Source organism: Massilia sp. DWR3-1-1 (assembly GCF_049898325.1).
Lineage (GTDB): Bacteria > Pseudomonadota > Gammaproteobacteria > Burkholderiales > Burkholderiaceae_D > JAFCUW01.
Genome location: NZ_JAFCXL010000014.1, coordinates 105,286 through 130,911, shown reverse-complemented (window position 1 = coordinate 130,911; position 25,626 = coordinate 105,286). Strand labels below are relative to the sequence as shown.

Annotated in this window: 22 protein-coding genes; 9 read left to right on the top strand and 13 right to left on the bottom strand. The window is 64.3% G+C overall.

The window, feature by feature from the left end; all coding sequences use genetic code 11:
• The first annotated feature begins 6 nt into the window (after window positions 1-6).
• Genes ACP7EY_RS16065 through ACP7EY_RS16050 form a run of 4 tightly spaced genes read left to right on the top strand, consistent with a single transcriptional unit; the run spans window position 7 to window position 3,036 of the window.
• Window positions 7-405: a c-type cytochrome gene (locus tag ACP7EY_RS16065; protein ID WP_426195312.1), complete on the top strand. Its 399-nt coding sequence runs from the start codon at window positions 7-9 to the stop codon at window positions 403-405.
• Window positions 402-1,298 (top strand): quinoprotein dehydrogenase-associated putative ABC transporter substrate-binding protein, encoded by an 897-nt coding sequence (locus tag ACP7EY_RS16060; RefSeq protein WP_426195310.1) that lies wholly within the window; start codon window positions 402-404, stop codon window positions 1,296-1,298. The genes ACP7EY_RS16065 and ACP7EY_RS16060 overlap by 4 nt, the downstream gene beginning before the upstream one ends.
• Window positions 1,299-1,327: 29 nt before the next feature.
• Window positions 1,328-2,020, top strand: a complete 693-nt coding sequence (locus tag ACP7EY_RS16055; RefSeq protein ID WP_426195308.1) for a hypothetical protein — start codon at window positions 1,328-1,330, stop codon at window positions 2,018-2,020.
• Window positions 2,021-2,061: 41 nt separating this feature from the next.
• Window positions 2,062-3,036, top strand: coding sequence for an ATP-grasp domain-containing protein (locus tag ACP7EY_RS16050; protein ID WP_426195306.1), 975 nt, complete (start codon window positions 2,062-2,064; stop codon window positions 3,034-3,036).
• Between the two features lie 53 nt (window positions 3,037-3,089).
• On the opposite strand, the gene ACP7EY_RS16045 is transcribed toward ACP7EY_RS16050, so the two are convergent.
• Entirely contained in the window at window positions 3,090-5,108 is a 2,019-nt protein-coding gene (locus tag ACP7EY_RS16045) for a sigma-54-dependent Fis family transcriptional regulator (protein ID WP_426195304.1), read from the bottom strand.
• 287 nt (window positions 5,109-5,395) lie between these two features.
• Window positions 5,396-6,550, bottom strand: a complete 1,155-nt coding sequence (locus tag ACP7EY_RS16040; RefSeq protein ID WP_426195302.1) for an NAD(P)H-dependent flavin oxidoreductase — start codon at window positions 6,548-6,550, stop codon at window positions 5,396-5,398.
• Between the two features lie 278 nt (window positions 6,551-6,828).
• Between ACP7EY_RS16040 and ACP7EY_RS16035 the strand changes: the two genes are divergently transcribed.
• Window positions 6,829-7,782, top strand: a complete 954-nt coding sequence (locus ACP7EY_RS16035) for a hypothetical protein (protein ID WP_426195300.1) — start codon at window positions 6,829-6,831, stop codon at window positions 7,780-7,782.
• A 141-nt stretch (window positions 7,783-7,923) separates the two neighbouring features.
• Here ACP7EY_RS16035 and ACP7EY_RS16030 read toward each other — a convergent pair whose 3' ends face one another.
• The 8 genes from ACP7EY_RS16030 to ACP7EY_RS15995 form a co-directional block, all read right to left on the bottom strand.
• Entirely contained in the window at window positions 7,924-9,315 is a 1,392-nt protein-coding gene (locus tag ACP7EY_RS16030; protein WP_426195298.1) for a hypothetical protein, read from the bottom strand.
• Window positions 9,316-9,373: 58 nt separating this feature from the next.
• On the bottom strand, window positions 9,374-10,603 hold the full coding sequence (locus ACP7EY_RS16025) for a hypothetical protein (RefSeq protein WP_426195296.1): 1,230 nt from the start codon (window positions 10,601-10,603) through the stop codon (window positions 9,374-9,376).
• Between the two features lie 360 nt (window positions 10,604-10,963).
• Entirely contained in the window at window positions 10,964-11,665 is a 702-nt protein-coding gene (gene kdpE, locus ACP7EY_RS16020; RefSeq protein WP_426195295.1) for a two-component system response regulator KdpE, read from the bottom strand.
• On the bottom strand, window positions 11,658-14,381 hold the full coding sequence (kdpD, locus tag ACP7EY_RS16015) for a two-component system sensor histidine kinase KdpD (protein WP_426195293.1): 2,724 nt from the start codon (window positions 14,379-14,381) through the stop codon (window positions 11,658-11,660). Before kdpD ends, kdpE begins: the two co-directional genes overlap by 8 nt.
• Window positions 14,382-14,395: 14 nt before the next feature.
• Window positions 14,396-14,980 carry a potassium-transporting ATPase subunit KdpC gene (gene kdpC / locus ACP7EY_RS16010; RefSeq protein ID WP_426195291.1) on the bottom strand — a complete coding sequence of 195 codons (585 nt, stop codon included), beginning with the start codon at window positions 14,978-14,980 and terminating at the stop codon, window positions 14,396-14,398.
• 23 nt (window positions 14,981-15,003) lie between these two features.
• Window positions 15,004-17,130, bottom strand: a complete 2,127-nt coding sequence (gene kdpB / locus ACP7EY_RS16005) for a potassium-transporting ATPase subunit KdpB (protein WP_426195289.1) — start codon at window positions 17,128-17,130, stop codon at window positions 15,004-15,006.
• Between the two features lie 20 nt (window positions 17,131-17,150).
• The gene (gene kdpA, locus ACP7EY_RS16000; protein WP_426195287.1) at window positions 17,151-18,962 is read right to left on the bottom strand and encodes a potassium-transporting ATPase subunit KdpA; all 1,812 of its coding nucleotides are present in this window, start codon (window positions 18,960-18,962) and stop codon (window positions 17,151-17,153) included.
• A complete protein-coding gene (locus ACP7EY_RS15995; RefSeq protein WP_426195338.1) occupies window positions 18,962-19,006 on the bottom strand; it encodes a hypothetical protein in 45 nt (14 codons plus the stop codon). Before ACP7EY_RS15995 ends, kdpA begins: the two co-directional genes overlap by 1 nt.
• On the opposite strand from ACP7EY_RS15995, the gene ACP7EY_RS15990 reads away from it, so the two are divergent.
• Window positions 18,989-19,126, top strand: a complete 138-nt coding sequence (locus tag ACP7EY_RS15990; protein WP_426195285.1) for a hypothetical protein — start codon at window positions 18,989-18,991, stop codon at window positions 19,124-19,126. The genes ACP7EY_RS15995 and ACP7EY_RS15990 overlap by 18 nt on opposite strands.
• A 114-nt stretch (window positions 19,127-19,240) precedes the next feature.
• Here the strand turns inward: ACP7EY_RS15990 and ACP7EY_RS15985 are convergent, their stop codons facing one another.
• Genes ACP7EY_RS15985 through ACP7EY_RS15975 form a run of 3 tightly spaced genes read right to left on the bottom strand, consistent with a single transcriptional unit; the run spans window position 19,241 to window position 21,023 of the window.
• The gene (locus tag ACP7EY_RS15985) at window positions 19,241-19,993 is read right to left on the bottom strand and encodes a TorF family putative porin (RefSeq protein ID WP_426195283.1); all 753 of its coding nucleotides are present in this window, start codon (window positions 19,991-19,993) and stop codon (window positions 19,241-19,243) included.
• A 29-nt stretch (window positions 19,994-20,022) separates the two neighbouring features.
• Window positions 20,023-20,694: a hypothetical protein gene (locus ACP7EY_RS15980; protein ID WP_426195281.1), complete on the bottom strand. Its 672-nt coding sequence runs from the start codon at window positions 20,692-20,694 to the stop codon at window positions 20,023-20,025.
• Entirely contained in the window at window positions 20,691-21,023 is a 333-nt protein-coding gene (locus tag ACP7EY_RS15975; RefSeq protein ID WP_426195279.1) for a hypothetical protein, read from the bottom strand. The genes ACP7EY_RS15980 and ACP7EY_RS15975 overlap by 4 nt, the downstream gene beginning before the upstream one ends.
• A gap of 234 nt (window positions 21,024-21,257) precedes the next feature.
• Between ACP7EY_RS15975 and ACP7EY_RS15970 the strand changes: the two genes are divergently transcribed.
• From ACP7EY_RS15970 to corA, 3 genes are all read left to right on the top strand, one after another.
• On the top strand, window positions 21,258-22,427 hold the full coding sequence (locus ACP7EY_RS15970; RefSeq protein WP_426195277.1) for a peptidase C39 family protein: 1,170 nt from the start codon (window positions 21,258-21,260) through the stop codon (window positions 22,425-22,427).
• Window positions 22,428-22,519: 92 nt separating this feature from the next.
• On the top strand, window positions 22,520-24,016 hold the full coding sequence (locus ACP7EY_RS15965) for a RimK family protein (RefSeq protein ID WP_426195275.1): 1,497 nt from the start codon (window positions 22,520-22,522) through the stop codon (window positions 24,014-24,016).
• Window positions 24,013-24,993 (top strand): magnesium/cobalt transporter CorA, encoded by a 981-nt coding sequence (corA, locus tag ACP7EY_RS15960; RefSeq protein ID WP_426195273.1) that lies wholly within the window; start codon window positions 24,013-24,015, stop codon window positions 24,991-24,993. Before ACP7EY_RS15965 ends, corA begins: the two co-directional genes overlap by 4 nt.
• The last annotated feature ends 633 nt before the right edge of the window (window positions 24,994-25,626 follow it).

The following is a 25,626-nucleotide window of genomic DNA, read 5'->3' as shown; positions in this document are numbered from 1 at the left end:
ACCACGATGAAAACAAGGATTTTAATTGCCTGCGCGATCGCCGCCGCGCTGTGCGCCGCCGGCGCCGCTTCCGCGCCGGCGGCGACGCCCTACACGGTCGTCGATGGCAACAAGGTCGACAGCCAGACGCTGCAGGGCTGGCGCACCTGGCGCGCACTCGCCTGCGAACGCTGCCATGGCGCGGCACAGGAAGGCCTGGTGGGGCCGTCGCTGCTGACGAGCCTGAAGGTACTGACGCCCGACGAATTCAAGAACACGGTGCTGCACGGCCGCGTGGCCCGGGGCATGCCGAACTTCGACGGCAGCAAGCTGGTGGTCGACAATGTCGATAATCTGTACGCCTACCTGCGCGGCCGCTCGGACGGCGCCATCAAGGCGGGCCGTCTCGAGGAGATCGCCAAATGAGCACGCTGACCCTGCTGGGTGGGCGCGCTCGCTTCGGCGGCGCGCTGCTGCTTGCGCTGGCCGCCGCGGCGCAGGCGGCGCCCTTACCGGCAGTCGCGCAGGCGGCAGCAGCGCAGTCAGCGCCGGTATTGCGGGTGTGCCAGGACCCCAACAACCTGCCCTTCTCGAACCGCGCCCTGGAGGGCTTCGAGAACAAGATCGCCGCCCTGCTCGCTGCCGACCTGGGCTGGAAAATCGACTACACCTGGTACCCGCAGCAAATGGGCTTCATCCGCAACACCTTGCGTGCGAAAAATCCCGACTCCGACACCTTCAAGTGCGACCTCGTCACCGGCGTCGCTGCCGGCTTCGACATGGGCGCCACCACCCGCCCCTACTATCGTTCCAGCTACGCCATGGCCTACGTCAAGGGCAAGGGCTTCGACGAGGTCCACCGCCTCGATGATTTGCTCAAGCTGAGCCCGGCACAGCGCGCCAGCATGCGCCTGGGCGTGTTTGGCGGTTCGCCCGTGGCCGACTGGCTGCTCGAGCACGGCCTGATCGAACAGATCGTGTCGTACCAGCCGCAGTCGGGCGATGCGGCGCGTTATCCCGGTGAAATGATCGAGAAGGATCTGGCCGGCGGCGCCATCGATATCGCCTTCATCTGGGGGCCGATTGCCGGTTATTACGCGCACCAGTCGACCCGCACGCCCATCGTGGCGATTGCCCTCGAGCAGGAGCCTGGCATGCAGTTCGAGTTCGACATTGTCATGGCCACCCGCTTTGGCGAGGCGGCCTTCCAGCAGCGCATCGACGCCGCGATCGCCCGCAACCGCAGCAGGATCGACGCCATCCTGCGCCAATACGGCGTGCCGCTGCTGCCCCCCGCGCAAGCGGCGGCGTCACGCTGAACGCTGACTTGGTACCGGGAGAAACGACGATGGCGATACCGACTCCACACCGGCACAGCCGCTTTCCGCTTGCGCTGGCCGCGCTGCTCGCTGTGCTGGCGGGCCTGGTTGCGGCGCCGGCCGGGGCCAGCGTCACGCTGGCCGAAACGCTGCTGTTCCAGACCAATCACCTGCACCAGGTGCGCGCACCGCTCACCCTGGTCTACGATTTTCACAAGGCGGGCAGCCTGGAAGACGGTTTCGACGACCAGGTGCGCCTGCTCGTCGATGCGGGCAAAGGCGCCACCGTGCTGTTCCTGTCCGGCGCGCGCGCGCGCCAGGCGCCCGAGATCGACGATCCGCAGGGCAATCCGGTGCTGCTGGGCTTTCTGGAGCGCGACATCGCCGAGATGCAGCGCCTGACCGGGGGTGCGAGCAGCTATTTCCGCAAGCGCATCCGCCTGGCACTGGCCGCCTCGGCGCAGGTGACGCCGCGCCGCTTCACCTACGGCGGCAGGTCGATCGCGGGCCAGGAAGTGATGATCGAACCGTACCGCAACGATCCCATGCACGCGCGCTTCGAACATTACACGGGAAAACGCTACGTTTTCGTGCTCAGCCCCGATGTGCCCGGCGGCATTTACCAGTTGCGCACCTTGGTGCCGGCGGCGCCCGCCGCCGGCACCAAGGCGCCCTTGCTCGCGGAAACGCTGACACTGGTCAGTGTCGATGCGCTCCGCTAGGCGATGACGGTCTACCCGCGCCAAGGACATGGAGAACGCAGGTGGCAGCGCTAAAAGTGTTTGTTGTCGACTACGCGTCCTGCTGCGACGAGCGCGCGGGCGCCCCGTCCGCTTCCGTGCGCCACCAGGAGCAGATGACCTTGCGCGCCCTGCTTGCCGACCTCGATGCCTTGCCGGGGGTCGAACTGGTCGCCGCCGGCCAGCAGGGGCCGTTCCGCCACCGCTTTGACGCCGGCGTGCGCGCCGCCGATGCCGTGTGGTTGCTGGCGCCCAACGAAGGCGGGCTGCTCGAGCGCCTCTCGCGCGCGGTGCTGCGCAGCGGTGTCCTCCTGCTCGGTAGCCGGCCCGGCGCACTGCGGGTGAGCACCAGCCAGCGCCGCACTTCGCATGCGCTGGCGCAGGCCCGCATCGACGTCGCCCCCGCCTACACGCCGGGCCAGCGGCTGCCCGCGCACGGCGGCGCCTGGGTGGTCAAGCCGGACGATGGCGCCGGCTGGCGCGACACCCACCTGTTTCCCGGCGCCACGGCGGCGCTGGCGTGGATTGGCGCCGCCGGCGCGGCGGCGACGCCGGCGGCCCGCTACGTGCTGCAACCGTTTATTCCTGGCAAGCTGGGCAGCCTGTCGTTATTGTGTTGCAACGGCAGTGCCCAGGTACTGGGCTGCAACGAGCAGCGCATCGCCGTGCGCAATCATCAATTTCACCTGTTGGGCAGCACCGTCAACGGCTGGCCCGACACGGGCGGCGCCTTTGAGCGGCTGGCGCAGGCGGTCAGCGCCGCCATCCCCGGCTTGTGGGGGCATGTCGGCGTCGATTTTGTGATAGCCGAGCGGGGCCTGGTGGTGCTCGAGGTGAGCGCCCGACTGGGCCACTGCTATGCGGGGCTGCATGCCTCGCTGGGCTGCAATCCGGCGGCATTGGCGCTGGACCTGCTGGTGCAGCCGCAGGGGGCGCCACGGCCGCGCCTGAAGCCGCGCCCGGTCAGCATCGACGTCGCTCCCTTCGACCATGCGTGAGGCTGCAGCGGCGGCGCGTGGCAGGCCCGGGCAAGGCGCCAGCGCCATCGCCATCAGTGCAGCACGGCCTTGTCGGGATTGCTGATATTGAGTCGCTGGACCTTGCGGTACAGGGTGTTGCGGCTGATCTTGAGCTGCCTGGCCAGTGTCGAAATATTCCAGCCGTGCCGGGTCAGTTCCTGCACCAGCGCCTCGCGCTCGGCGCATTCGAGCGGGTTCATGCCGCTGTCGGGCGCCGCCGCGCCGTGGATGCCATCGGCGCCCGTGCTGGCAGCGTTGCCGGCATTGCCGGCATTGCCGGCGGCGGCAGCGTCGGGCCCGTCCGCCGCCAGCGCGAACGGTGGCGGCACATCGGCCAGCGTCAGCAGATCGGTCTCGCGCAGCGCGACCATGGTGCGCAACAATTGGCGCAACTGGCGGATATTGCCCGGCCATGGGTACCGCTCGAGGGCCGCCAGCAAGGCGCCATCGATGTCGACCCGGGTGTCGCCGTCGCTCTCCTCGCGCAGCAGTTGCTCGATCAGCCGGCGGCGATCGGCGCGCGCGCGCAGCGGCGGCATGCCGATCACGACGCCATGCAGGCGATAGAACAAGTCTTCGCGAAATTGGCTGGCGGCGATCCTGGCATGCAGGTCGCAGTGGGTGGCGCTGACCAGGGCGATGTCGAGTTTGACGGGCAGCTTGCCGCCCAGCGGCAGCACTTCGCGTTCTTCCAGCACGCGCAGCAGGCGCGCCTGCAGCGACACCGGCATGTCGCCAATTTCATCGAGGAACAAGGTGCCGCCATTGGCGTGCAGCAGTTTGCCGGCGTAGCCCTCCTTGCGCGCGCCCGTGAACGCGCCCGGCACGTAGCCGAACAGTTCGCTTTCGATCAGGGCTTCCGGGATCGAGGCGCAGTTGATGGCGACAAACGGCTGCCCGGCGCGGCTGCCGGAGCGGTGCAGCGCGTGGGCAAACAGTTCCTTGCCGGTGCCCGTTTCGCCCAGCAGCATGACGGCGACATTGCGCTCCATCACCCGCTTGGCGACCTGCACGTTGTGCGCCATGGCCGGGTCGCCCCAGTGCAGCAGGTCCAGCGGCGTGGCGGCCTCGGCCGGCTGAGCGGCCGCCGCCACGGGCGCCGCCAGGCGCGTTCCCCGCCGCGCCGGCAAGGGTGCGTAGCTGACGGCAAAAAAGCGCGCGCCATGGCCAATTTCAAAAATCGGCACCGGGTGGAATGCCGTCTTGATGCAGCAATCGATCAGGCCGGGAAAGGACAGGTTGAAGATGTCGTTGATGGCGCGCCCTTCGATCTCGGCCGGGCTGCGCATGCCCAGCAGCAGCAAAGCGCGGCGGGTGGCGGCCAGCACCCGGCCGCTGGCCGACAGCGCGATGGCGCCCTCGCTGAGGGTGCCGACGAACTCGGGCCGGTTGTGAAAGCGCACGATGTACTTGTGGCGGAACTGGTGCAGGAACACGCGGTTTTCGATCAGCTGCACCGAGGCGCTCACCAGCGCCAGCGTGTGCTGCTGCGCCAGGTGCGATTCGCCGGAGGCGTCGAGCACCGCCACCAGTTCGCCGCGGTGGTTGAAGATGGGCGCCGCCGCGCAACTGAGACCGATATTGCGCGACAAATAATGTTCGTTCTGGTGCACCGACACGGGCCGCCGCTCGACCAGGCAGGTGCCCATGCCGTTGGTGCCCTGCACCTGCTCGCTCCAGATGGCGCCCGGCATCAGGCCCGTCCTCGATGCCGCGTGGGTAAAGCTGGGGTCGCCGAAAAAATTCAGCAGCACGCCATCGTGGTCGGTGAGCATGATGGCGTAGCCGGAGCCGGCCAGCTGCTGGTACAGATTGGCCATTTCGCCTTCGGCCACGTTGCGCAGGTCGGCCAGGCTGTCCTGGCGCCGCGCCAGTTCGACCCGTTCGACCACTTCCGGCTCGCTGCCACTGTCGGGGTCGAGCCGGTACTCATTGAGGCAACGGATCCACGACGCGGTGATGCGGTTGTTCTCGCCTCCCGCATCGCCGCACAGATTGCGATGCACGACAGCACGCACTCTCCTGCCGTGTTCCGCGGCGAAGCTGGTCATACGGTCTCCTCGGTCCGGTGGCTGCCCGTGGGCGCCACTTGGTTGGACTCATTGTATTTTTTTACGCGGAAAATGCACTTGCACTCACTGATTCAGCATACGCCGCCGCATTCTGCAAAAGGTATTAAGTTGCCCAACTTTGATATCGCGCAAATTAATGGGATTTATAGGCGGGCACCGGGAACAGGATGACAGTTGCCTGCAGCGGCGACAAGCGGGCCGGCCCTAGCAGATCGGATAGGCCAGCAGGATGCGGCCAGGCCTTGCCGCGTCTGGCGTTTTTCTGTTTACCGTGCGAGCGCCGGCGCCACGCCATTGAGCATGTAATCGATCAGCTCGCGCACGGGACGCATGACCGCGCCGAAGGGCAAGGCCTCGCTGCCACGAAAGAACAGGCCGCGCTGGCGATCGCCCTGCAAGGCGAAGGCCAGTTGCGTGTCGATGCAGAACTGGCCCGCACGCGCGTTGCCGTCGCGCCAGCCGCACTGTTGCAGGCAGTCAAAGCCGACCGTGCAGGGCTTGGCCCTGGCCTTGCCCTGCAGGCGCTGCTCCTTGTCGAGATAGCGCATCAGCCACGGGGTGCGCACGGCGCGCGCCGGCAGGCCGGCGGCGCTCATGAAGACCACGGTGTCGGCCGGCCCGGCATCGAGCAGCACGCGCTTGAACGCCTCGCTGGCGTCGCCTTCGACACTGACCGCGAATGGCGTGCCCAGCTGCACCGCGCTGGCGCCCAGCGCCAGCAGGGCCGCCACCTGCGCGGGCGCATGCACGCCGCCGGCAACGATCAGGGCAATGCGCTCGCGTTCGATGCCAAGCTCGCGCAGCAAGGCCTGCACGCCCTCGAGCACGACGGCGAAATCGAAGCGCGCATCGCTCACCCCGGCCAGGTCGGACGCGCCCAGGTGGCCGGCCGCGTAGCGGGGATGTTCAATCACGATGGCGTCCGGCAGGCGTTGGCGCCGCATCCATTTCTTGAGCAGGGTGGCAATCCCGCGCACGTCCGACAGCACCGGCACCAGCGCCACGTCGGGATAGCCGGCGCTCAGCTCGGGCAGGTCCAGTGGCAGTCCGGCGCCCACCACGAGCGCCTCGGCGCCACTGGCGCAGGCCTGGCGCACCAGCGCCGGGTAGTCGCTCACGGCGCGCATCACGTTCACCGCGATCATGCCGCGGCCCTGCGCCAGCTGGTGCGCCAGGCCGATTTCGCGGTCAAGTGCGCGCAAATTGGCCGCGTTGATGCGGGCGCGGTCACGGCCCGTGTCGGCCATCAGGTCCGGATGATGGCGCCGCAAATCGACACTGGCGATCGTGCCCATCGCACCGAGCGCGGCGACGCTGCCGGCGAGCCGGTGGGCCGATACCCCCACCCCCATGCCGCCCTGGACGATGGGCAGCAAGGACTTGTTCTTCAAGGTGAAGCGTGGCGCGGTGTTCGACAGCATGAGTTTGCCTTCAGAAAATTTGAGGTCGCACTGTAGCGCGGAGTCGAACATGAAATCTTTGAGATACATCAATGATCAGCAATCCATCACGGCGGCGGTCCGCACCCGCGCATTGATGCGCCCGCAGCGCTGTCAACGGCCTGCGTCGTCGGATGCGTTTGACGTGCGTCATCGATAGCGCATCTGCGCAGGCCTAAGCTAGTCGCATTGCATAAGTGCCGACGGCGTCAAGTCCCGTTCGGCGTTCCACAGCAGGCGACCTCGAGCGGGAGACAGCCATGAAGGTTCTTTCAATGAATGCTGGCGCGGTGCGGGCGGCGTTGGCGGCGCTGGTGTTTTACGTGCTGGCCGGGCCCGGCCCGGCCCGTGCGCAAGCCCCCGTGCAGGCGGCGGCGCCGGCGAGCGCCGTGCTCAAGGACGGCGGCATGGTGCAGTTTTGCGGCGACGGCGCGCCTTGCCGGCTCAACAAGCATCCCGCAGCCGTGGGCAAAGTGCGCGAAATCGTCGCCGGCGACTTCATCAACGGCGCCGCCACCAGCTGGATCGCGCTGGGCGAGCGCGCGGTCAGCCTGTGCTATCTCCCCGCCAAAACGGGGGCCATCACCTGCGCCCCCATCGTCAACGGGCCCGACTTCGCCAAGGGCACGCAAATTTCCTATATCAGCTTCGAGGATGGCAGGCACACGCTGAAATTTTCCGCCAGGAATGGCAACGATGCGAGTTGGGAAGCGAACTACAGTCCCTATCCCTTCATGGCGGGGCTGGGCACGGCCACTGAGCTCCTCAAGCAACACGCGACGCGCCACGGCAACGGCAAGCTGCCCAATCCGGCACTGGCCAGTGGCAAGGGCACCGATCTGTGCGCCATCGGCGACAATGGCGGCGTCACCTGTACTGGCAACGATACGCCCGTCGATAGCAGTGCCCCCGCGACGGCGGGCGAAGCGGCAGGCGTCAGCGCCGAGCGCGCGTCCCTCGAACTTGCGGGCGCGCCGCCGGAGCCGAACACCATCACGACGGTCGAGACTGGCATTGGCACGCAAGCGCCCTACCAGCGCTGCGCCGCGGCGATGGATGAGCAAGTAAAAAGTTGCGACCTCTCCAACAACGCCCTGAGCGAGAAATCGCAATATGCGTGCATGACCGCTGCGCAAGCGCATTTCCAGGAATGCATGGCCGGACGCCAGGCCGATCGTCATGGGGACGGATTGCGCCCGGCCGGGGGCCGCTAGATGGGAGCGCGCGGGGACCGGCACCGCTTCTGCGGCACGCGCCCTGCCAGCGCTGCGCGGCGGGGCGATGAATGCCCAGGTGAACAGCGGCGTATCAAGCGGGGCAATCGCCGCGGTCTCGCATGACCGGGCCGGTCGGCATCATCTGCCAGCTTCCATCTGCCGCAAGGCCGTATCGGCCGATGCGTCGCCGGCATCGCTGGCCTTGCGCAGCCAGGCCATCGCCAGCTCCCGGTCAACTGGCACACCGTCACCATCGCGATGCGACAGGCCCATCATTAACATACCCTGTGGACTCCCGCCCTCCGCCCCACGTTTAAACCACGACGCGGCGATTGCTTTGTCGTTCGGCACGCCGCTGCCTTTCCGATACATAACGCCAATGTTTACCATCGCACCAGCATTCCCCAGTTCAGCTGCCTTGCGCAACCAATGGATTGCGAGATCCACATTTTTCGGTACGATGATGCCGCGCTCATAGTAAAAGCCAAGCACGGACATCGAAAGCGCATCGCCCAGCGCAGCACCTTGTTTCGCCAGGGCCAGCGCGCGATCGGGCTTAAAGGGCGCTCCCTGTTGTTGCTGCCCGTACAAACCTGCAAGCAAGCCAATGGGACGCGTACTGCCCTGTTCGATCGCCTTTTCCCACCACGTGGCGGCCTCAGCCAGGTCACGCGGGTAGCCACCAAGGCCAAAATAGTGCAAATTGCCGATGCCACTCGTGCCACGGCCGTTACCGGCTGCCGCGGCCTGCTCGAACCAGGTGCGCGCCTGCGCAACATCCCTGGCGATGCCATTGCCGTTGTAATAGGCGGCACCGAGACCGGCCAGGCCGACCGGGTCGCCCGCCTCGGCCGCCTTGCGGTACCAGGCCAGGGCCTGCACAACATCCTTCGGGACCTGCTCGCCATTTTCGTAGCGTTCGCCGAGGCGCCCCATCGCAGCGGGATCGCCGGCGCTGGCGGCCTTGCGCAGCCAGTCCTGGGCCTGCGCCAGGTCCGCCGTAGCGCCACTGTTGCCGGAGTAAAATTCAGACAGCGCCAGCATGGCACTGCCATCGCCGCCCTCGGCCGCCTTGCGCATGCGCGCCAGCTTGTCGTCGATGGCACGCCGGCGCTCATCGGCCTGGCGCGCCAGGCGCGCTGCTTCGGCATCCTTCAGGGCCTGCCGGGCGCGCTGGGCAGCGGCAGTCAGGCGGGGCGCGGAGAGCACGACGTCGATGCGTTTGGCACTGTCCGGGCCCATGCGGATGGTCTGCTCGAACACGCGCTCCTGCTCGCCCCCTACCGGCTTGACCACGCGCAGATCCAGGCTGCCCGCCCCTACCCTCAGGTCGACCGGACACTCGCCGCGAAACTTACCGTTGAGATATACCTCGGCGCCGCTTGCCTCGTCCTCGCAACTGATGCGCAGCGACGAGTCGAGCACCGGCGCGGCCGCTGCCGCGACGGCGCCCATGCGCGCCTGGCCGATTGCCGGCAATTGAAGCGACAGCAGCAGGCCACACAAGGCCGCACACCTGGTCAAACGCATACCCGACTCCTGTTGTTGGTCAAGCCAGCGCGCAGCGCGCCGGACATTGCCGATGGTTTCATGAACAACTCTGGACGCCAACGACACGAACCCGGACGTTCTTGACGTCACAGTCTGGCTTGGGTTCGATCTGATAGGTATCGCCAAAACAGCCCGCCATGCCGACGAAGGTCTTGGCGACGCCCCGGCTTGGTGGGCGGTTGTCCGGGCAACTGGCCTCGTACTGGACGTCGATACAGGCGCTGCCGCCTGGTTCCTTCACCCGGGGCGCGCTGCCGGTGGCGTAGTAGTGGCCGGCTCCGTCAGGACACTTGGTGGCGACCAGGCGGATGCCGCTGGCCATGGCGGCGTGGAAGTCCATCATTTCTTTGCGCGCCGCCGCCTTGTCGGCCTCCTGCCGCGCCAGGCGTTCGGCCTTGTCGCGCTCCTGCTGCTGGCGCATCTGCACCGCACGCTGCTCGCGTTCGCGGTCCCGTTCGCGTTCGCGCACACGCTCGCGTTCGCGTTCGCCCTCACGTTCCTGTTCGCGCTCGCGCGCCCGGGTCGCCTCGCTCGCCAGGCGATCGGCGCGCAAGCTCTCTGCAGTGCTCTCTCGCTGGCGCCGCTCGCGTGCCGCGCGCTGTTCTTCCTGGCGGCCACGCTCGTCGGCAAGCCGCTGCGCCGCCGCGCGCTGACGGTTGCGCTCGGCGTCCGCTTCGCTGGCCCGGCGCTGCGCCGCGAGTTGCTGCGCGAGCACTTGCTGCGCACGCTGGGCGGCATTGATATTGTTGAAATTCGTGATGACGGCGTTGAAGGCCCCGGCGATCTGCGCATTCTCCTCGGCGCGCGCGTCCTCGCGTTCCTGCGCCCTGGCAGCGCGCCGTGCGTCCTCGCGCTGCGCCTGTTCGCGCTCCTGTTCGCGCTCCTCCTCTTGCCGGGCAATACGGCGCCGCTCGCGCGCCGCCTCCTCCGCCGCCTTCTCACGTGCCAGGCGCTCCTGCTCCAGGCGCGATTTCGTCTCGGCCAAGAGGCGGTTCACGCGCGTCCAGTCGCCCAGGTTCTTGCCCCCAGTGGCGAATTTCCGGGCCTTCGACAGGCTGCTCTCGGCGCAAGAAAAATCGTGATCGCGCACGCAGGCTTCCGACTTGTCCAGCAGTTCGAGCAGCTCGGCCCGGTCGAGCCGATCAAGCCGTTCCGACATCGTTTGCTGGCCGCTGGCGAACGCCGGCATCAGCAGCGCGGCGATCACGGCGAACCGCGTGCTTCGCCGCCAGGGACCAGAGTGGTCCGCCAGGAAATTGAAAGTCATGGGCACATGTAAAATGTAGATGCAATCTGTACATATTAACGGCTTAGCTGTCAAAATGACAAAGTATTTGCAAGGAAACGCGCAAGCCGTTGCGGCGTAAAACGTGGGGGGCCACATGGACGTGGGCGGGCCTCTGCGAGCGCGGGCGTTGGCGCCAGTAGCGCATCGGACCATGCGCCTTCGTAGCGTCGAGCCTGTTACAGTCGCCTGGAGTCGCTGCTGCCGCGCCTACGCGCCTGTCGGCGTCCGCTTCCTCCCCCCTACTGGAACAGGCTCTTATAAAAGTTTTCGATGTATTCGTGCATTGCTGTGGATCAGGCACCCAGACCCGCCGAAAAACCGCTCTGACGAGGCTGCTACTCAGACTGGTCCCAACGACAAGCGATATCCCACGCCCGTTTCAGTGAGCAGGTAGCGCGGTTGTGCTGAGTCGCTTTCCAGCTTGTGACGCAGGTGGCCCATGTAAATGCGCAGATAGTGGCCATCCTCGGCATGCGAGGGCCCCCACACCGCGCGCAGCAGTTGCGGATTGGTCAGAACCCGTCCGGCACTGGTGACGAGGACCGCCAATAGTCGAAATTCGGTAGGTGTCAGCTTCACCACTGCGCCGCCCTTCGACACACGGCGATCTTTCAAATCGACGGTGACATCACCGAACTGCACCAGCCCCTCAGCTGCGCCATCGGCAGGTCGCTGACGGCGGATGGTGGCACGCACGCGCGCCTGGAGTTCGCCCACGCCAAATGGCTTGGTCAGGTAATCGTCGGCACCGGCGTCGAGCGCGGTGATCTTGTCACCTTCGCCGGTGCGTGCCGACAGGACGATGACAGGGACCTTCGACCATTTCCGGATTTCACCGATCAGGTCAATGCCGTCGCCGTCTGGCAGGCCGAGGTCGAGAACGATCAGGTCCGGACTGCGGGTGCCGGCGTCGGCCAGCCCGCGCTGCGCGGTGGCCGCTTCGTGCACCATCCAGCCCTCCTCTTCCAGCGCGGCGCGCACGAAACGGCGGATTTGTGGCTCGTCTTCTATCAGGAGCGCTAATGGTGGATGTTCATTCATGGAGATAGGCCTTGCCCGGATCTGCTTCCGGCGCCGGGGTCGACGGCGGATGTCCCAGCGGGAGCGTTATTATAAAAGCGGCGCCGCCCAGAGCGGAACGGGCGTATTCAATCGTGCCGTTGTGGGCTTCGACGATGGCCCGGCAGATCGCCAGCCCCAGCCCGACGCCACTGCGGGCCGATTCGCGCTCGCCGCGGGTAAATTTTTCGAACATGGCCTCTTCACGACCGGACGGCACGCCCGGTCCATCATCGGCAACGGTCAACACGGCGCCGCGGCGTCCCAGGCTCGCGGCAATGTCGATGTGCGAGCCGCTCGGGGTGTATTTGGCGGCATTCTCCAGCAAATTGCACAGCACCCGCTCGAGCAGCACTGCATCGTAGCGAACCAGCGGAAAATCGTGGGCGATACTGGTCGTCACCCGATGCTGTTCGAGCGGCTTCGCGCACAGGCGCAACGCGGTGCCGACGGCCTCCTCCATCGTCTGCCATTCCAGATGCAGCTTGATTTCGCCGCTTTGCAGGCGGGCCATGTCGAGCAGATTGCCCACCAGGGCGTTCATGCGCAATGCTTCACTTTGCAGTTGTTGGGCCATCTCCAGCTGGGGCGGCGCCAGCGGGGGGCGCGAACGCGCAAGGGTTTCGGACAATCCCACCAATAAGGTCAACGGGGTGCGCAAATCATGCGACAAGGCCGCCAGCAGGGAATTGCGCAGCCGTTCGGTTTCCATGCTGACCAGAGCGCCCTGCGCCACCTCGATGTAATGGACCCGCTCCAGCGCGATTGCGGCCAGTGCGGCGAAGGTGTCAAGTTGCTTCCTTTGTTCAGGAATCATGATCCAGCGCTGCTGTTCAGGCGAGATCGCCAGCACGCCGCGGGTCCGCATCGGCGCCACCAGCGGCAGGTAGAACAGGGCGCTGGCTGGCAGGGTATCGGTGCCCAGGCCGGCGCTTTCCGCGTGATCGTAAGCCCACTGGGCAATGCCGAGGTCGGGGGCGGGCATGCCCTCGCCCTCTTCCGCCACCGGGGCGATCAATCGATCATCGGCGTCCGGCACCAGCAGCACTGCCCTGGCGCGAAAGGTGCGGTCGATGGCGCTGCGGGTGGTATCGACTATTTGCTCGGCCTGCAAGGCGCCCGACAATTCGCGGGCAAATTCGTACAAGGCGCGTGAGCGCCGCTCGCGGTGTGCGGCGACGTTCGCCTGGAAGCGCAGGCCCGCTGTCAGATGCCCGGTGATCAGGCCGACGGCCAGCATGACGCCAAAGGTGACCAGGTACTGCAGGTCGGACACGGCGAACGAAAAACGCGGCGCCACAAAAAAGAAATCGAAACAGGCGACACCTACGCAGGTGGCCACCACCGAGGCGCCACGGCCCAGCCGCACCGCCACCAGCACCACCACCAGCAGGAACAGCATGGCGATATTGGCCAGGTCCAGGTAGGGCAACAACGGTGTCGCCACGAGCGCCATGGCCAGGCTGCTGACGGCAGCCATCAAGTAACGCAGGGGCCGCCGTTGGCCGCCCGTCTCGGCAGCAGCGGGCGCCTCTGGCGTCGCCGGCGTGTGTGCGGGGTCACCAATTTCCACCAGATCGACATCCGGCGCCAGCGAGGCCACCCGCCGCAGGTGAGAAGTGCGCCAGGGCCAACTGCGGTGGCCGCGCGCCATGACAATCTTGGCCAGATTGTGCTCGCGCGCGTAATCGACAATCGCGGCGCCGATGTCGGCGCCGGCCAATACCGCGGTGCTGGCGCCCAGCTCGGCCGCCAGATTGAGTGTGCGCAGAATCGCTTCGCGGCGCCCATCGGGCAAGCGCTGCAGCGCGGGCGTTTCCACATAGACGGCGTGCCAGTCGGCGCCCAATTGCCCCGCCAGACGAGCGGCGCTGCGCACCACGTGTTCATTGCCTGCACGCGGTCCCACGCAGGCGAGCAGGGCGCCGCGGGTTTTCCACACCGTGTCGATCGATTTTTCGACACGGTACGCGCGCACGTCGTCCTCGACGCGGTCGGCGGTGCGCCGCAAGGCCAGTTCGCGCAAGGCGATCAGATTACCCTTGCGGAAGAAATTCTTGGAGGCCCGCTCCGCTTGTGGCCCCTGATACACCCTGCCACTGAGCAGGCGTGCCAGCAATTCATCGGCGGGCAAATCGACCAGCACCACCTCGTCGGCCTCGTCGAACACGGTGTCGGGCACAGTTTCCGATACGCGGATCCCGGTGATGCCACCGACGACATCGTTGAGGCTTTCCAGGTGTTGCACATTGACAGTGGTAAATACATCGATGCCGGCATCGAGCAACTCCTCGATATCCTGCCAGCGCTTCGGGTGGCGCGAGCCGGGCGCGTTCGAATGGGCCAGCTCGTCCACCAGGATCAGCGCGGGTTGCCGGGCAAGCGCGGCGTCGAGGTCGAATTCGGCGATTGATTTTCCGCGGTGGGCGAGCAGCTTGGGCGGCAACAGATCAAGACCGTCGAGCAGCGCGGCGGTCTCGGCACGCCCATGGGTTTCCAGCACGCCCACCAGCGGCGACTGCCCTTGCTCCTTCAGGCGGCGCGCGGCCGCCAGCATGGAATAGGTTTTGCCCACGCCGGCCGACGCGCCAAAGTAAATGCGCAGGCGGCCGCGCGCTGCCTGCCGTTCCTGTTGTTGCACCTGGGCCAGCAAGGCATCGGGGTCGGGTCGCTGACTGTCAGCTGGGATGGTGGGCATGGTGGTTCTTGTACTTAGTTACGGGTGTGCGTTTCGCCATCGAGGGCCAGGTTCAGCGCAAGCACGTTGACCCTGCTCTCGCCGAAGAAGCCCAGTTGTTGCCCAGTAGTATGCGCCGCGATCAGGCTGTCGACCCGCTCACGCGGCATATTGCGCGCGCTGGCGACGCGGCCAGCCTGGTAGCGGGCGGCCGCCACGCTGATTTCCGGGTCGAGTCCGCTTGCAGACGCGCTAACCAGGTCGACCGGAATGGCCGCCTTGTTGTCCGGATCGGCTTCGCGCAAGGCGGCGATGCGCCCCTTGACGGCATCCATGAGGGCCGGGTTGAGCGGCCCCTGGTTGGCGCCGCCGCTGCCGGCGGCATTGTTACTCATCGGCGCGGTGGCTGACGGACGGCTCCAGAAATAGCGGGGCGACGAGAAGCTCTGGCCAATCAGGCGCGATCCGATTGGTTTGCCGTCGCGCAGCACCAGGCTGCCAGCCGTCTGGTCGGCGAATGCCAGTGTGCCGATGCCGGTGACGGCCAGCGGATAAAGCACGCCGACGACCAGAGTAAGAGCGCCGAACAGGACGATGGCGGGACGCAGGGTGGATTTCATGATGGTTCCTTTGAACTTGTACGTTAAACCAGATGCAGCAGCGACAGCAGCATGTCGATCAGCTTGATGCCGACGAATGGCAAGATAATGCCGCCGACGCCGTAGATCAGAATGTTCCTGCGCAGTAGTGCGGCAGCGCCGATGGCACGGTAGCGCACGCCCTTCAACGCCAGCGGAATGAGCACGATGATGATCAACGCGTTAAAAATCACCGCCGACATGATGGCCGAGTTCGGGCTCGACAGCTGCATGATGTCGAGTGCTTTGAGCTGCGGGTAAGTGCCGACAAAGGCCGCAGGAATGATGGCGAAATATTTTGCGATGTCGTTCGAGATGGAAAACGTGGTCAGCGAACCGCGCGTCATCAGCATCTGCTTGCCGATCTCGACAATTTCCAGCAGCTTGGTCGGATTGGAATCGAGATCGACCATATTGCCCGCCTCCTTGGCGGCCTGGGTGCCGGAATTCATCGCCACCGCCACGTCGGCCTGGGCCAGCGCCGGCGCGTCGTTGGTGCCGTCGCCCGTCATCGCCACCAGCCGGCCTTCCGACTGGTAGTCACGGATCAACTTCAATTTGTCTTCGGGCGTGGCCTCGGCCAGGAAATCGTCGACACCGGCTTCGGCGGCAATCGCCGCGGCGGTCAGCTTGTTGTCACCGGTGATCATCACCGTCTTGATACCCATGCGGCGCAGCTCGGCGAAGCGCTCCTTGATGCCGCCCTTGACGATATCCTTCAGTTCCACCACGCCCATGACGCGGCCATCGTCGACCACCACCAGCGGCGTACTGCCGCGGCGCGAGACGTCGTCGACCAGCTTGGCCATCTCGGCCGGATAGACCTGGCCAATCGCTTCGACATGCTTGCGCACGGAGTCGGCGGCGCCTTTGCGCAACTGGCGCGCACCGATATCGGCGCCGCTCATGCGGGTATTGGCGCTGAACGGAATGAACACCGCGCCGAGCGCACCCAGGTCGCGTTCGCGGATATTGAACTTCTGCTTGGCCAGCACGACGATCGAGCGGCCTTCCGGGGTTTCATCGGCCAGCGACGCCAACTGCGCCACATCGGCCAGCTGTTGCTCGGTGACGCCGGGTGCCGGAAAAAAAGCGGCAGCCTGGCGGTTGCCCAAGGTAATGGTCCCTGTCTTGTCGAGCAGCAGCACATCCACGTCGCCGGCGGCTTCGACCGCGCGGCCCGAGGTGGCGATCACGTTGGCGCCCATCATGCGACTCATGCCGGCCACGCCAATCGAGGACAGCAGGGCGCCGATGGTGGTGGGGATCAGGCATACCAGCAGCGCGATCAGCACGGTCACGCTGACCGGGGTGCCGGCGCCGGCCGCGGTCACGCTGAACATGGAGAATGGCAGCAAGGTCACCGTGACCACCAGGAACACAATGGTCAGCGCGACCAGCAAAATCGTCAGTGCGATTTCATTCGGCGTCTTCTGGCGCTTGGCGCCTTCCACCATCGAGATCATGCGATCAAGAAAAGTTTCGCCCGGGTTGACGGAAACGCGCACCACCAGCCAGTCCGACAGCACGCGCGTGCCGCCGGTCACCGAAGAAAAATCGCCGCCCGATTCGCGGATCACGGGCGCCGATTCGCCCGTGATGGCGCTTTCGTCGACCGAAGCCATCCCTTCGACGACCTCGCCGTCGATGGGAATGACGTCGCCCGCTTCAACGAGGATACTGTGCCCCTTGCGCAGATCGGCGCCGGGCACCGGCAGCCAGGTGGTGCCGTACTTGGCAATGGCCAGCTTTTTCGCCATCACGGTCTGTTTCAGACCGCGCAGCGATGCCGCCTGGGCCTTGCTGCGCCCTTCCGCCAGGGCCTCGGCGAAGTTGGCGAACAACACGGTGAACCACAGCCAGATCGAAATTGCCGCGATAAAGCCGCTGTCGCCAATTTCGGCCGGTGAGCTCAGCGCCCGAAAATACATCAGCGTGGTCAGGATACTGCCGACATACACGACAAACATCACCGGGCTGCGCGCCTGCGTGCGCGGACCGAGTTTCGCGAAGGCCTCGCCGATGGCGGGCAGCAGCAGGCTGGTATCGAACAGTGTCAGCGATTTGCGTGGCGCTGCTGGTGGCGCCACCGGCGGCGTGCTGACCTTGGGCAGGGATTTTGTTTGGGACATCTTGGACTCCGTGGCCATGATTACTTGGTATACAACTGAAGGTGTTCGACCACCGGGCCCAGGGCCAGAGCGGGAACATAGTTAAGGACGCCAACGAGCAGCACCACCCCGACCAACAAGCCGACGAACACCGGCCCATGGGTGGGCATGGTGCCCGGGTTGGCTTGCAGGCGCGGCTTGGCGGCCAGCGAACCGGCAATCGCCAGGATCGGCACGATGACGGCAAAGCGGCCGAACCACATGGCGATCGCCAGCATCACGTTGTAGAACGGCGTATTGGCGGACAGGCCGGCAAACGCACTGCCATTGTTGTTGGCTGCCGAGCTGAAGGCGTAAAGAATTTCCGAAAAGCCGTGCGCACCCGGGTTGGCAATGCCGGCCCGGCCGGCGTCGACCATGACGGCAATGGCGGTCCCGCCCAGCACCAGCACGGGAGTGACCAGGATGGCGATCGACGTCATCTTCATCTCGAAACTCTGGATTTTCTTGCCCAGATATTCCGGCGTGCGACCGATCATCAGGCCGGCGATAAACACCGCCATGATGGCGAACACCAGCATGCCGTACAGGCCCGAGCCCACCCCGCCGAACACCACTTCGCCAAGCTGCATCAGCAGCATCGGAACCGAACCGCCCAGGGGCGTGAAGGAGTCGTGCATGGCGTTGACGGCGCCGCACGATGCGGCGGTGGTAATGGCGGCAAACAGGCTTGATGCGGCAATGCCGAAGCGCGTTTCCTTGCCTTCCATATTGCCGCCAGCCTGGATCGCACTGCCGACCTGGTCGACGCCCATCTGTGCCAGCTGCGGGTGCGCGGCCTGCTCGGCGCCCATCACCACCAGGGTCGCGGCAACAAACATGATGCTCATCGCTGCCAGCACGGCGACGCCCTGGCGGCGGTCGCCGACCAGGCGACCAAAGGCAAAGCACAGGCCGGCGGGAATCAGGAAGATCGCAAGCATCTGGCCAAAATTACTCAAGGGCGTAGGGTTTTCGTAGGGATGAGCGGAATTGGCATTGAAAAAACCGCCGCCGTTGGTGCCGAGCATCTTGATCGCTTCCTGCGAGGCTACCGGGCCCATGGCAATGGACTGCGTGGTGGCCGTCAGGTTTTCCATGACCGGCTGGCCCTTGGCGTCTTTCAAGGGCTGGCCGTCGGCACCGTTTTTCGGCACCGAATAGGCGACCGGCTCAATGAGCTGCACGTCCTGGTACGCCGAGAAATTCTGAATCACGCCCTGCCCCATCAGAAATACCGAGAACAGCAGCGACAGCGGCAGCAGCACGTACAGGGTCGAACGGGTCAGGTCGACCCAGAAGTTGCCGATGGTCTTGGCCGAGCGGGCGCTGAAGCCCCGGATCAGGGCGAACACCACCGCCATGCCGGTAGCGGCCGAAAAGAAATTCTGGGCCGTCAGCGCCAGCATCTGCGTCAGATAACTCATGGTCTGTTCGCCGCTGTAACCCTGCCAGTTGGTGTTGGCGACAAAACTGATGGCCGTATTGAACGACGAATCCGGGCTGATATTGGGCAGCGACTGGGGATTCAGGGGCAACCACAGCTGCAAGCGCTGCAGGGCGTAGACAAACAAGGCGCCCAGAGCGTTAAACACCAGCAAGGCGACGGCATACGCCTTCCAGCCCATGGTGGCGCCGCTGGCGACGCCGGCGGCGCGGTAGAACAGGCGTTCGATGGCGCCCAGCCAGCCCATGCCGGGAACGGCAGCGCCCTCGCCCTTGCCCACCTGGGCCAGCACGATGCCGAGCGGCCACGCCAGGGCGAACAGTGCGACCAAAAAGGCGCACAACAAGATCAATGATTGGGTGCTCATCACAAATCCTCCGCATTGAGCAAGGCATGCACCAGGTAGGCCAGCAGGCCGATGGCGACGACGCCGCCGATTTGCCAAATTTCCATTATTTTTCTCCCATCTTCTGGCAGCCTGAGGCAAAAGCCCAGGTCAGTGCGAAGAACAGCACTGTGGCCCCGATATAAATTGCATCCATGTGATCCCTTTTGATGTTCTGGTGTCGATACGGTCAGCGTAGCGCTGACCGCCTAAAAATTTTGTAAACACTTGAACCAAAGGTGTAAACAAGCCGTAAAAATTTAGAACGTTTTGCTGATCGTCAGCTGCAGCGCGGATTTGCCAAGAAATTTGCCGTTGGCCGGCGACGCATACGCCACTTTGCCGGCGTTGGTGCCAATGTAGGCAAGGGCGCCAGTGACAACGCCGAAGTCATGGGTGACCCCGACTTTCCAGTCGGTGTAGCTGGCCGCGCCGTTGTTGGCGACGCGCTGGCGGCCGACATGCAGGTTCAGTGTGACGTCCTTGACCAGCTCGGGATTGACCGACAGGTCGAGGTAGCCGCTGTTCTTGCTGTCGACAAAGCCGAACAAATTACTCACCGCGTGCGAATACTTGAGCGAGCCCGGGCCGTATGACAGCTGGCCGTACAGCTCCGTGGTATTGGCGTTGGCAAAGCCGCTGACGTGGGCCAGGCCGTTAGAGGGATAGACATAGGTCAGCACGCCGACGTCGTAGCCAAATCCCTGTCCGATATCGCCGCGCTTGCCGCCGTACAGGTCGATTTCCACATCGCCGCTGCCACCGGCGTCCTTGGTCCATTTGATCGTCGAGGCCCAGATCCCCACGTACAAGCCGGAAGGCTCGTTGGTAAAATCGGCGCCGCCCTGCACGGCCGGCTGCAGGCGGGTCTGCGAAATGCCGCGGTAACGGTAGTCGCTGGTGACGGCGGCATTGAAGGTCAAGGCATTGGGCTCGGCAGCGGCCTCTTGCGCCAGGGCCTTGCTTGATGCAAAAGTAGAAACCAGGGCGACTGCAAATAATACGTTTTTCATGAAACTCTTTCTCGTTCAGGGGGGGTAAATCAATGGTTGAATGAAATGGGGAAACCCGCGGCCTGCTGCGCGTAGACCTCGCGGTACAAAGCGTGCAACTCGGCAGCCGCACCGGGATCGCAGGTCTCGGCGTCGCACACGCAGCGCCCGTGGCCGTATTCCTCGGCGCCAGGACAGTGCAGCACGGTCGTGGCCAGGCTTGCCGACATGACCTGGCTGACATACAGGCGGGCGCGCGCCAGCTCGAGTGCGGTCGGCTCGCCGCCGTCGGCCAGGATGACGAACAGCACTCTGAGCGAGGGGTTGAACATGCGCGCGCCGTTCAGGTCCGCAATCAGGCCGTAATTGGCGTCAAGGTCGTAATCGGCCGGCGCGAGCGGCACGACGACCACGCGTGCCGACAACAGCGCGCTGTGGCAATCCTGGCTGGCGCAAGCGCCGGTGTGGATCAGCAGATCGCTGTAGCGCGCGGCGATCTGGTCGATGCCGCCGCTGGGCACCCGGGCGGGCAGCGCCAACGACGCCATGGCCGGCCCCTGGCCTGCCTCCTTGCGTGCACAGCCCCAGCGATAGGCGCTGCGCGCCGGGTCGATGTCGAGCAGGCACATGCGACTGCCGCTGCGGGTACGCAATACCGCAAGGTTGGCGGCCAAAGCGCAATGCTGGCGGCCGGCCGCGGTGCCGGCGATGGCGACGATCATTGCAGTTCTCCTTCGGAGGTGCGATGGCTGCCGAGCCGCACGCCAGGCAACTGCTGCTGTACCGCTTCGCTCAGCAGCGCGACAAAGCCCAGTTGCACGCACAGCCACACGTCAATGCGCTGGCCGCCGGCGCACACAGCAATGCGCATGAATTCCAGAGCATCGCCGCACACCCGCATGGCAAGCTGGCGCAGGCTGGTGACGGAAGCGCTGTCCACCGTCAGGCGCAGCACATAGAAACCCGCAGCTGCAAGGGGGGCTCCAGCGGCGTATTTCGGCACGCGTGCGGCGGACTGTTGTGACACGTGGCGGGTCGGCCAGGATTTCATGCTGCCTCCATCGGCAATGCGTAATTGACCCGGTGAAGCGTATCAAGCAAGGCGTAAAGATTTTCTAAAAAAACCACGACGGCGCGTAAACGCGGTGTAAAAAAACGCAGGCCGGGACGGCCCGATCCCACCCGCGTTTACAGTTCGTTTACGCATTCGGCGCCGTTCTTGACAAATTTTTTACAAGTCACTGTGTACGATCTGTTTGAACTCGCTACCGGAACGATCAATGCCATGAATGTTGCAGAAGAGATACCGCCCTCGGCACACCGATTGCTGACACCCCATATCCGTCACGGTGTGGAGGACGATGTCGCCGAATTGCTGCGCATCGAACAAGCCAGTTTCAGTTCCGACCGTTTGAGCCGGCGCAGCTTTCGCCATCTGCTCACGGAAGGCAACTCGGTGACCTTGATCGACGACGCCGGCGGCGCGCCGCGTGGCTACATTACCTTGCTGTTTCGCGCCGATGTATCGCTGGCGCGGGTGTACTCGATCGCCAGCGCGCCCGGATGGCAGGGGCAGGGCGTGGCGGCCGGACTGCTGGCGGCGGCCGAGGAATTGGCCCTCGCACACAGTTGCGTGGCGATGCGCCTGGAAATTCGTCGCGACAATGTCTCCTCGCAGCAGCTATTTATGCGCCATGGCTACGAAGTATTCGGCGAGCACGCGGCGTACTACGAAGACGGCATGGACGCGCTGCGCCTGGAAAAATCGCTGACAGCACGCCTGCGTCCCCAGCTGGCGCGCACTGCCTACTATCCACAGACGCTGGGTTTTACGTGCGGTCCGGCGTGCCTGATGATGGCCATGAAAGCCTTCGATCCCGTCATGCTGCTCGACCGTACCCTGGAATTGCAGATCTGGCGCGAGGCCACCACCATCTTCATGACGGCCGGTCACGGCGGCTGCGGTCCCTACGGCCTGGCGCTGGCAGCCCACCGGCGTGGCTTCCCAACAGAAATCTATGTCAACGGCGATGGGGTGCTGTTTCGGGAATCGGTGCGCAGCGAGGAAAAGCGCGAGGTCATCACGCTGGTGCACGACGATTTCGTGCGCCAGGTTCACCAAGCCGGTATCGATGTCCATCACAAGCTGGCGGGCACCGCCGAGCTCGATCGGTGCTATCGCACAGGTGGCATTGCTCTGGTGCTCATTTCCACCTACCGACTCACGCGCGAGCGGGCGCCGCATTGGGTTGTGCTCACCGGGTCGGACGAGCGCTACTTTTTTATCAACGACCCCGACCAGGCCAACGGACGCGCCGCTGAGGAGCACATCAACATGGCCATCCTGAAGCAGGACTTCGAACGCATGGCACGTTATGGACGCAAGGCCACCAAGGCCGTGGTTGTCGTCTACCCGCCCACCACCGGCACCGATGCCGCAGAACCGAACGCCTAACCCATTTCTCACTTATGCAGAACACTTCTTCTCGCGCCGGCGCCAACGCCGGAGTCTCCACCGCGACGCGCACTCTAGCGCCGCCGCGCCTGGTGATTGTCGTCGAACAGCAAAGGGACTGGCCAGACAAGTCCACGCCCTACAAAGTAGTAACGGCCGCGCAATTTCTCGCCTCCGCCGACAATCCGGACAGCGCCGGCACCACCGTCATTAATCTGTGCCGAGGCTACAAGTATCTGTCGGTCGGCTATTACTGCTCCCTGCTCGCTGAGGCGCGCGGTCAGGCCGTGCTGCCGTCGGTGAAGACCATCAATGACTTGTCGCGCAAGGCAATCTACTGCCTCGATACCGATGAGCTCGACTACGCCTTGAACCAATCGCTCGACGACAGCGCGGCGCGGCCCATGCCAGTCGAATTCTCCATGGACATTTATTTTGGCACCACGGAATACACCCCGCTGGCCACACTGGCGCGGCAAATCTTTGAAACCTTTCCGGTCCCCCTCATGCGGGTCGAATTCGAACGCGAAGGCGACTGGAAAATTGCCGCCATCCGCGTGCACAATGTCAACAGCTTGAGCGACGCCCAGCTGGCGCGCGGACGTCAAGGCTTGCATGCAATTGCCTCGGCGCCCATGCCGGCAGCGGCGCCCGTCAAGCCTTACCGCTACCATATCGCCATCCTGCACGATCCGGACGAACAACTGCCCCCCAGCAATCGAGCAGCGCTGCAGCGTTTCATCGACGTGGGTCGCACGCTGGCGATGGACGTCACCCTGATCGAGAAAAGAGATTTTTCGCGTCTTGCCGAGTTTGATGGCCTGTTGATCCGCGAAACCACCGCCATCAACCACCACACGTATCTGTTCGCCAAAAAGGCGGAAAGCGAAGGCATGGTGGTGATTGACGACCCGATGTCGATTCTGCGCTGTACCAATAAAGTCTACCTGGCCGACCTGATGCGGCTTAACCGGATTCCCACGCCCCGCACTTACGCCCTGCAGCGCGCCGATCTGGACGATATCGACGCGATCGAGCGCGACATTGGCTATCCGATGGTCATGAAGATACCCGACGGTGCATTTTCGCGCGGCGTCACCAAGGTGGCCGACCTCGCGCAGTTTCAGCAGACCGCGCAGGCCCTGCTCACCCAGTCGGCCCTGATCCTGGTGCAGGAATACATGTACACCGAGTTCGACTGGCGCATCGGCGTGCTCAACCGCGAGCCTTTGTTTGCCAGCAAATATTTTATGTCGAAGGATCACTGGCAAATCGCCAAGCGCGATGCGGGCGGCCAGGCCGAATTCGGTGCCGCCCGCGCCGTCCCGCTCGACGAGGTGCCACCCGAGCTGTTGGCGCATGCGCTGGCAGCTGCCAATCTCATCGGCGACGGCCTGTATGGCGTCGATATGAAAATGACGGCGCGCGGTCCAGTGGTGATCGAGGTGAACGACAATCCCAACATCGATGTCGGCAACGAAGACAGCGTGCTGGGCGACGCCTTGTACCGCAGTATCCTGCTCGACCTTGCGCGCCGGCTCGACCTGGCGCACGGCATTGGGGCGCCGCAAAACCGGAATGTTGCATGAACGAGGGCGTCGCCCGGGTCAACTGCTCGGTTTATCGGCACGGCCAGAAACTGTCCACTATCACCATCGACGACATCAGTGAAGCGCTCCACGAGAGCGATACCTTCGTCTGGCTCGGCCTGGTGGAACCGGATCGGGAGCTGATGCTTCGCGTCCAGCAGGAGTTCGATCTGCACGAACTGGCGGTGGAGGATGCCCAGAAGGCCCATCAGCGCCCGAAGATCGAAGAATACGGTGACACCCTGTTCGTGGTGCTGCACACGGTGGCCCTGAGCGGCGACACGGTGGACTTCGGTGAAACCCACGTGTTTGTCGGCAGCCGCTTTGTCATCACTGTGCGGCATGGCACATCGAGCAGCTACGCGGGCGTGCGCGAGAAAACCGAGCGGACGCCGGCCCGGCTGGCGACAGGCCCCGGCTACGTGCTCTATTCCATCGTTGACTTCATTGTCGACCAGTACCAACCGTGCATGGATGTGCTGCAGTTTCGCTTTCGCCAGGTGGAAAAGGACCTGTTCCAGGAGAACCCACCAGACAGCAATCTGGAAACGTTTTACAAACTCAAGAACGAATTACTGGCCTTGCACTCGGCAGCGGGCCCGCTGACCGATATCTGCACGCAATTGCTGCGCTTTCACGGCGATATCGTTCCCAAGGAAACACGTATTTACTACCGCGATATTCTCGATCACGTTGCCAGTGTCAACGAGGCGGCCGACCGCCTCCGGACCATGATCGATGCCGCGATGCAGGTGGCGCTGGCCCAGGTGACGATCCGACAGAACGAGGTCGTCAAGCGCCTGGCAGGATGGGGAGCCATTCTTGCCGTGCCGACGATGGTATTTAGCTGGTACGGAATGAACTTTGAAGTCATGCCAGAGCTGAAATGGCAGTGGAGCTATCCGGCGGTCATGAGCGCCATTGTCGTCATCAGCGCGGCGCTGCATCGGCGCCTCAAGCGGGTTGGCTGGCTGTAGTCGCAGCTTCATCAACGCTTGCCGCCACCAAAGCAGGACGGCCAGAACTATCGAGCGTTCTATCCACCCCGTTAGCGTGGATCGTGCCGGAAGGTGCCTGACCTCGCCGGACATAAATCAAGCAAGCTCCCTATGACGGGACGAAAAAAAGCCCCGTCTCCGGGGCTTTTTTTCTAATACTTGGCGGAGACGGTGTCTGTAGAACCTCCCTATGAAAAAAAGCGAGAAATCGGGGCTATCTACCTTTCTATCTACCTTTCGGCGCACGGCTTATCTGCAGTACAGGGAGTGAGGTGTACTGTCAATAGCGGACACTCTTGTTTCAGGCCGCCTGTCATTGTTCTCTGAATTTTTCAGCGGTGGCGACCTTTTCGCAACAGAACGCCAGCCAAGGCTGGCAGTGTTGCCGCATCGATCACGTGACACGCTGAGCGCGCCGATTTCGGCACAGACAAGACTGACACAATGTCAATTTTCGGAACAACATGCGCTGATCGGGGCGCAGCGCACCAGCCATTGCGTGAACATTCTTACTTTTTTTGTAGTTCATTCCGACAACTCCGTAAGGAAATTTATTTTTCTTTCGGCAACCAATCGACTGAACAATTGATCAGTAAATCATTGCCGCGCAGC

Bases quoted from the DNA above. Each gene is read 5' to 3' on its own strand.
- ACP7EY_RS15990 (WP_426195285.1), top strand. From the start codon at position 18,989: ATGCACCAGGTAGGCCAGCAGGCCGATGGCGACGACGCCGCCGATTTG.
- kdpB (WP_426195289.1), bottom strand. From the start codon at position 17,130: ATGTCCCAAACAAAATCCCTGCCCAAGGTCAGCACGCCGCCGGTGGCG.
- ACP7EY_RS15975 (WP_426195279.1), bottom strand. From the start codon at position 21,023: ATGAAATCCTGGCCGACCCGCCACGTGTCACAACAGTCCGCCGCACGC.
- ACP7EY_RS16035 (WP_426195300.1), top strand. From the start codon at position 6,829: ATGAAGGTTCTTTCAATGAATGCTGGCGCGGTGCGGGCGGCGTTGGCG.
- kdpE (WP_426195295.1), bottom strand. From the start codon at position 11,665: ATGAATGAACATCCACCATTAGCGCTCCTGATAGAAGACGAGCCACAA.
- corA (WP_426195273.1), top strand. From the start codon at position 24,013: ATGAACGAGGGCGTCGCCCGGGTCAACTGCTCGGTTTATCGGCACGGC.
- ACP7EY_RS16030 (WP_426195298.1), bottom strand. From the start codon at position 9,315: ATGCGTTTGACCAGGTGTGCGGCCTTGTGTGGCCTGCTGCTGTCGCTT.
- kdpA (WP_426195287.1), bottom strand. From the start codon at position 18,962: ATGAGCACCCAATCATTGATCTTGTTGTGCGCCTTTTTGGTCGCACTG.
- ACP7EY_RS16040 (WP_426195302.1), bottom strand. From the start codon at position 6,550: ATGCTGTCGAACACCGCGCCACGCTTCACCTTGAAGAACAAGTCCTTG.
- kdpD (WP_426195293.1), bottom strand. From the start codon at position 14,381: ATGCCCACCATCCCAGCTGACAGTCAGCGACCCGACCCCGATGCCTTG.
- ACP7EY_RS16045 (WP_426195304.1), bottom strand. From the start codon at position 5,108: ATGACCAGCTTCGCCGCGGAACACGGCAGGAGAGTGCGTGCTGTCGTG.
- ACP7EY_RS16065 (WP_426195312.1), top strand. From the start codon at position 7: ATGAAAACAAGGATTTTAATTGCCTGCGCGATCGCCGCCGCGCTGTGC.
- ACP7EY_RS16025 (WP_426195296.1), bottom strand. From the start codon at position 10,603: ATGACTTTCAATTTCCTGGCGGACCACTCTGGTCCCTGGCGGCGAAGC.
- ACP7EY_RS15980 (WP_426195281.1), bottom strand. From the start codon at position 20,694: ATGATCGTCGCCATCGCCGGCACCGCGGCCGGCCGCCAGCATTGCGCT.
- ACP7EY_RS15970 (WP_426195277.1), top strand. From the start codon at position 21,258: ATGAATGTTGCAGAAGAGATACCGCCCTCGGCACACCGATTGCTGACA.
- ACP7EY_RS15985 (WP_426195283.1), bottom strand. From the start codon at position 19,993: ATGAAAAACGTATTATTTGCAGTCGCCCTGGTTTCTACTTTTGCATCA.
- kdpC (WP_426195291.1), bottom strand. From the start codon at position 14,980: ATGAAATCCACCCTGCGTCCCGCCATCGTCCTGTTCGGCGCTCTTACT.
- ACP7EY_RS16055 (WP_426195308.1), top strand. From the start codon at position 1,328: ATGGCGATACCGACTCCACACCGGCACAGCCGCTTTCCGCTTGCGCTG.
- ACP7EY_RS16060 (WP_426195310.1), top strand. From the start codon at position 402: ATGAGCACGCTGACCCTGCTGGGTGGGCGCGCTCGCTTCGGCGGCGCG.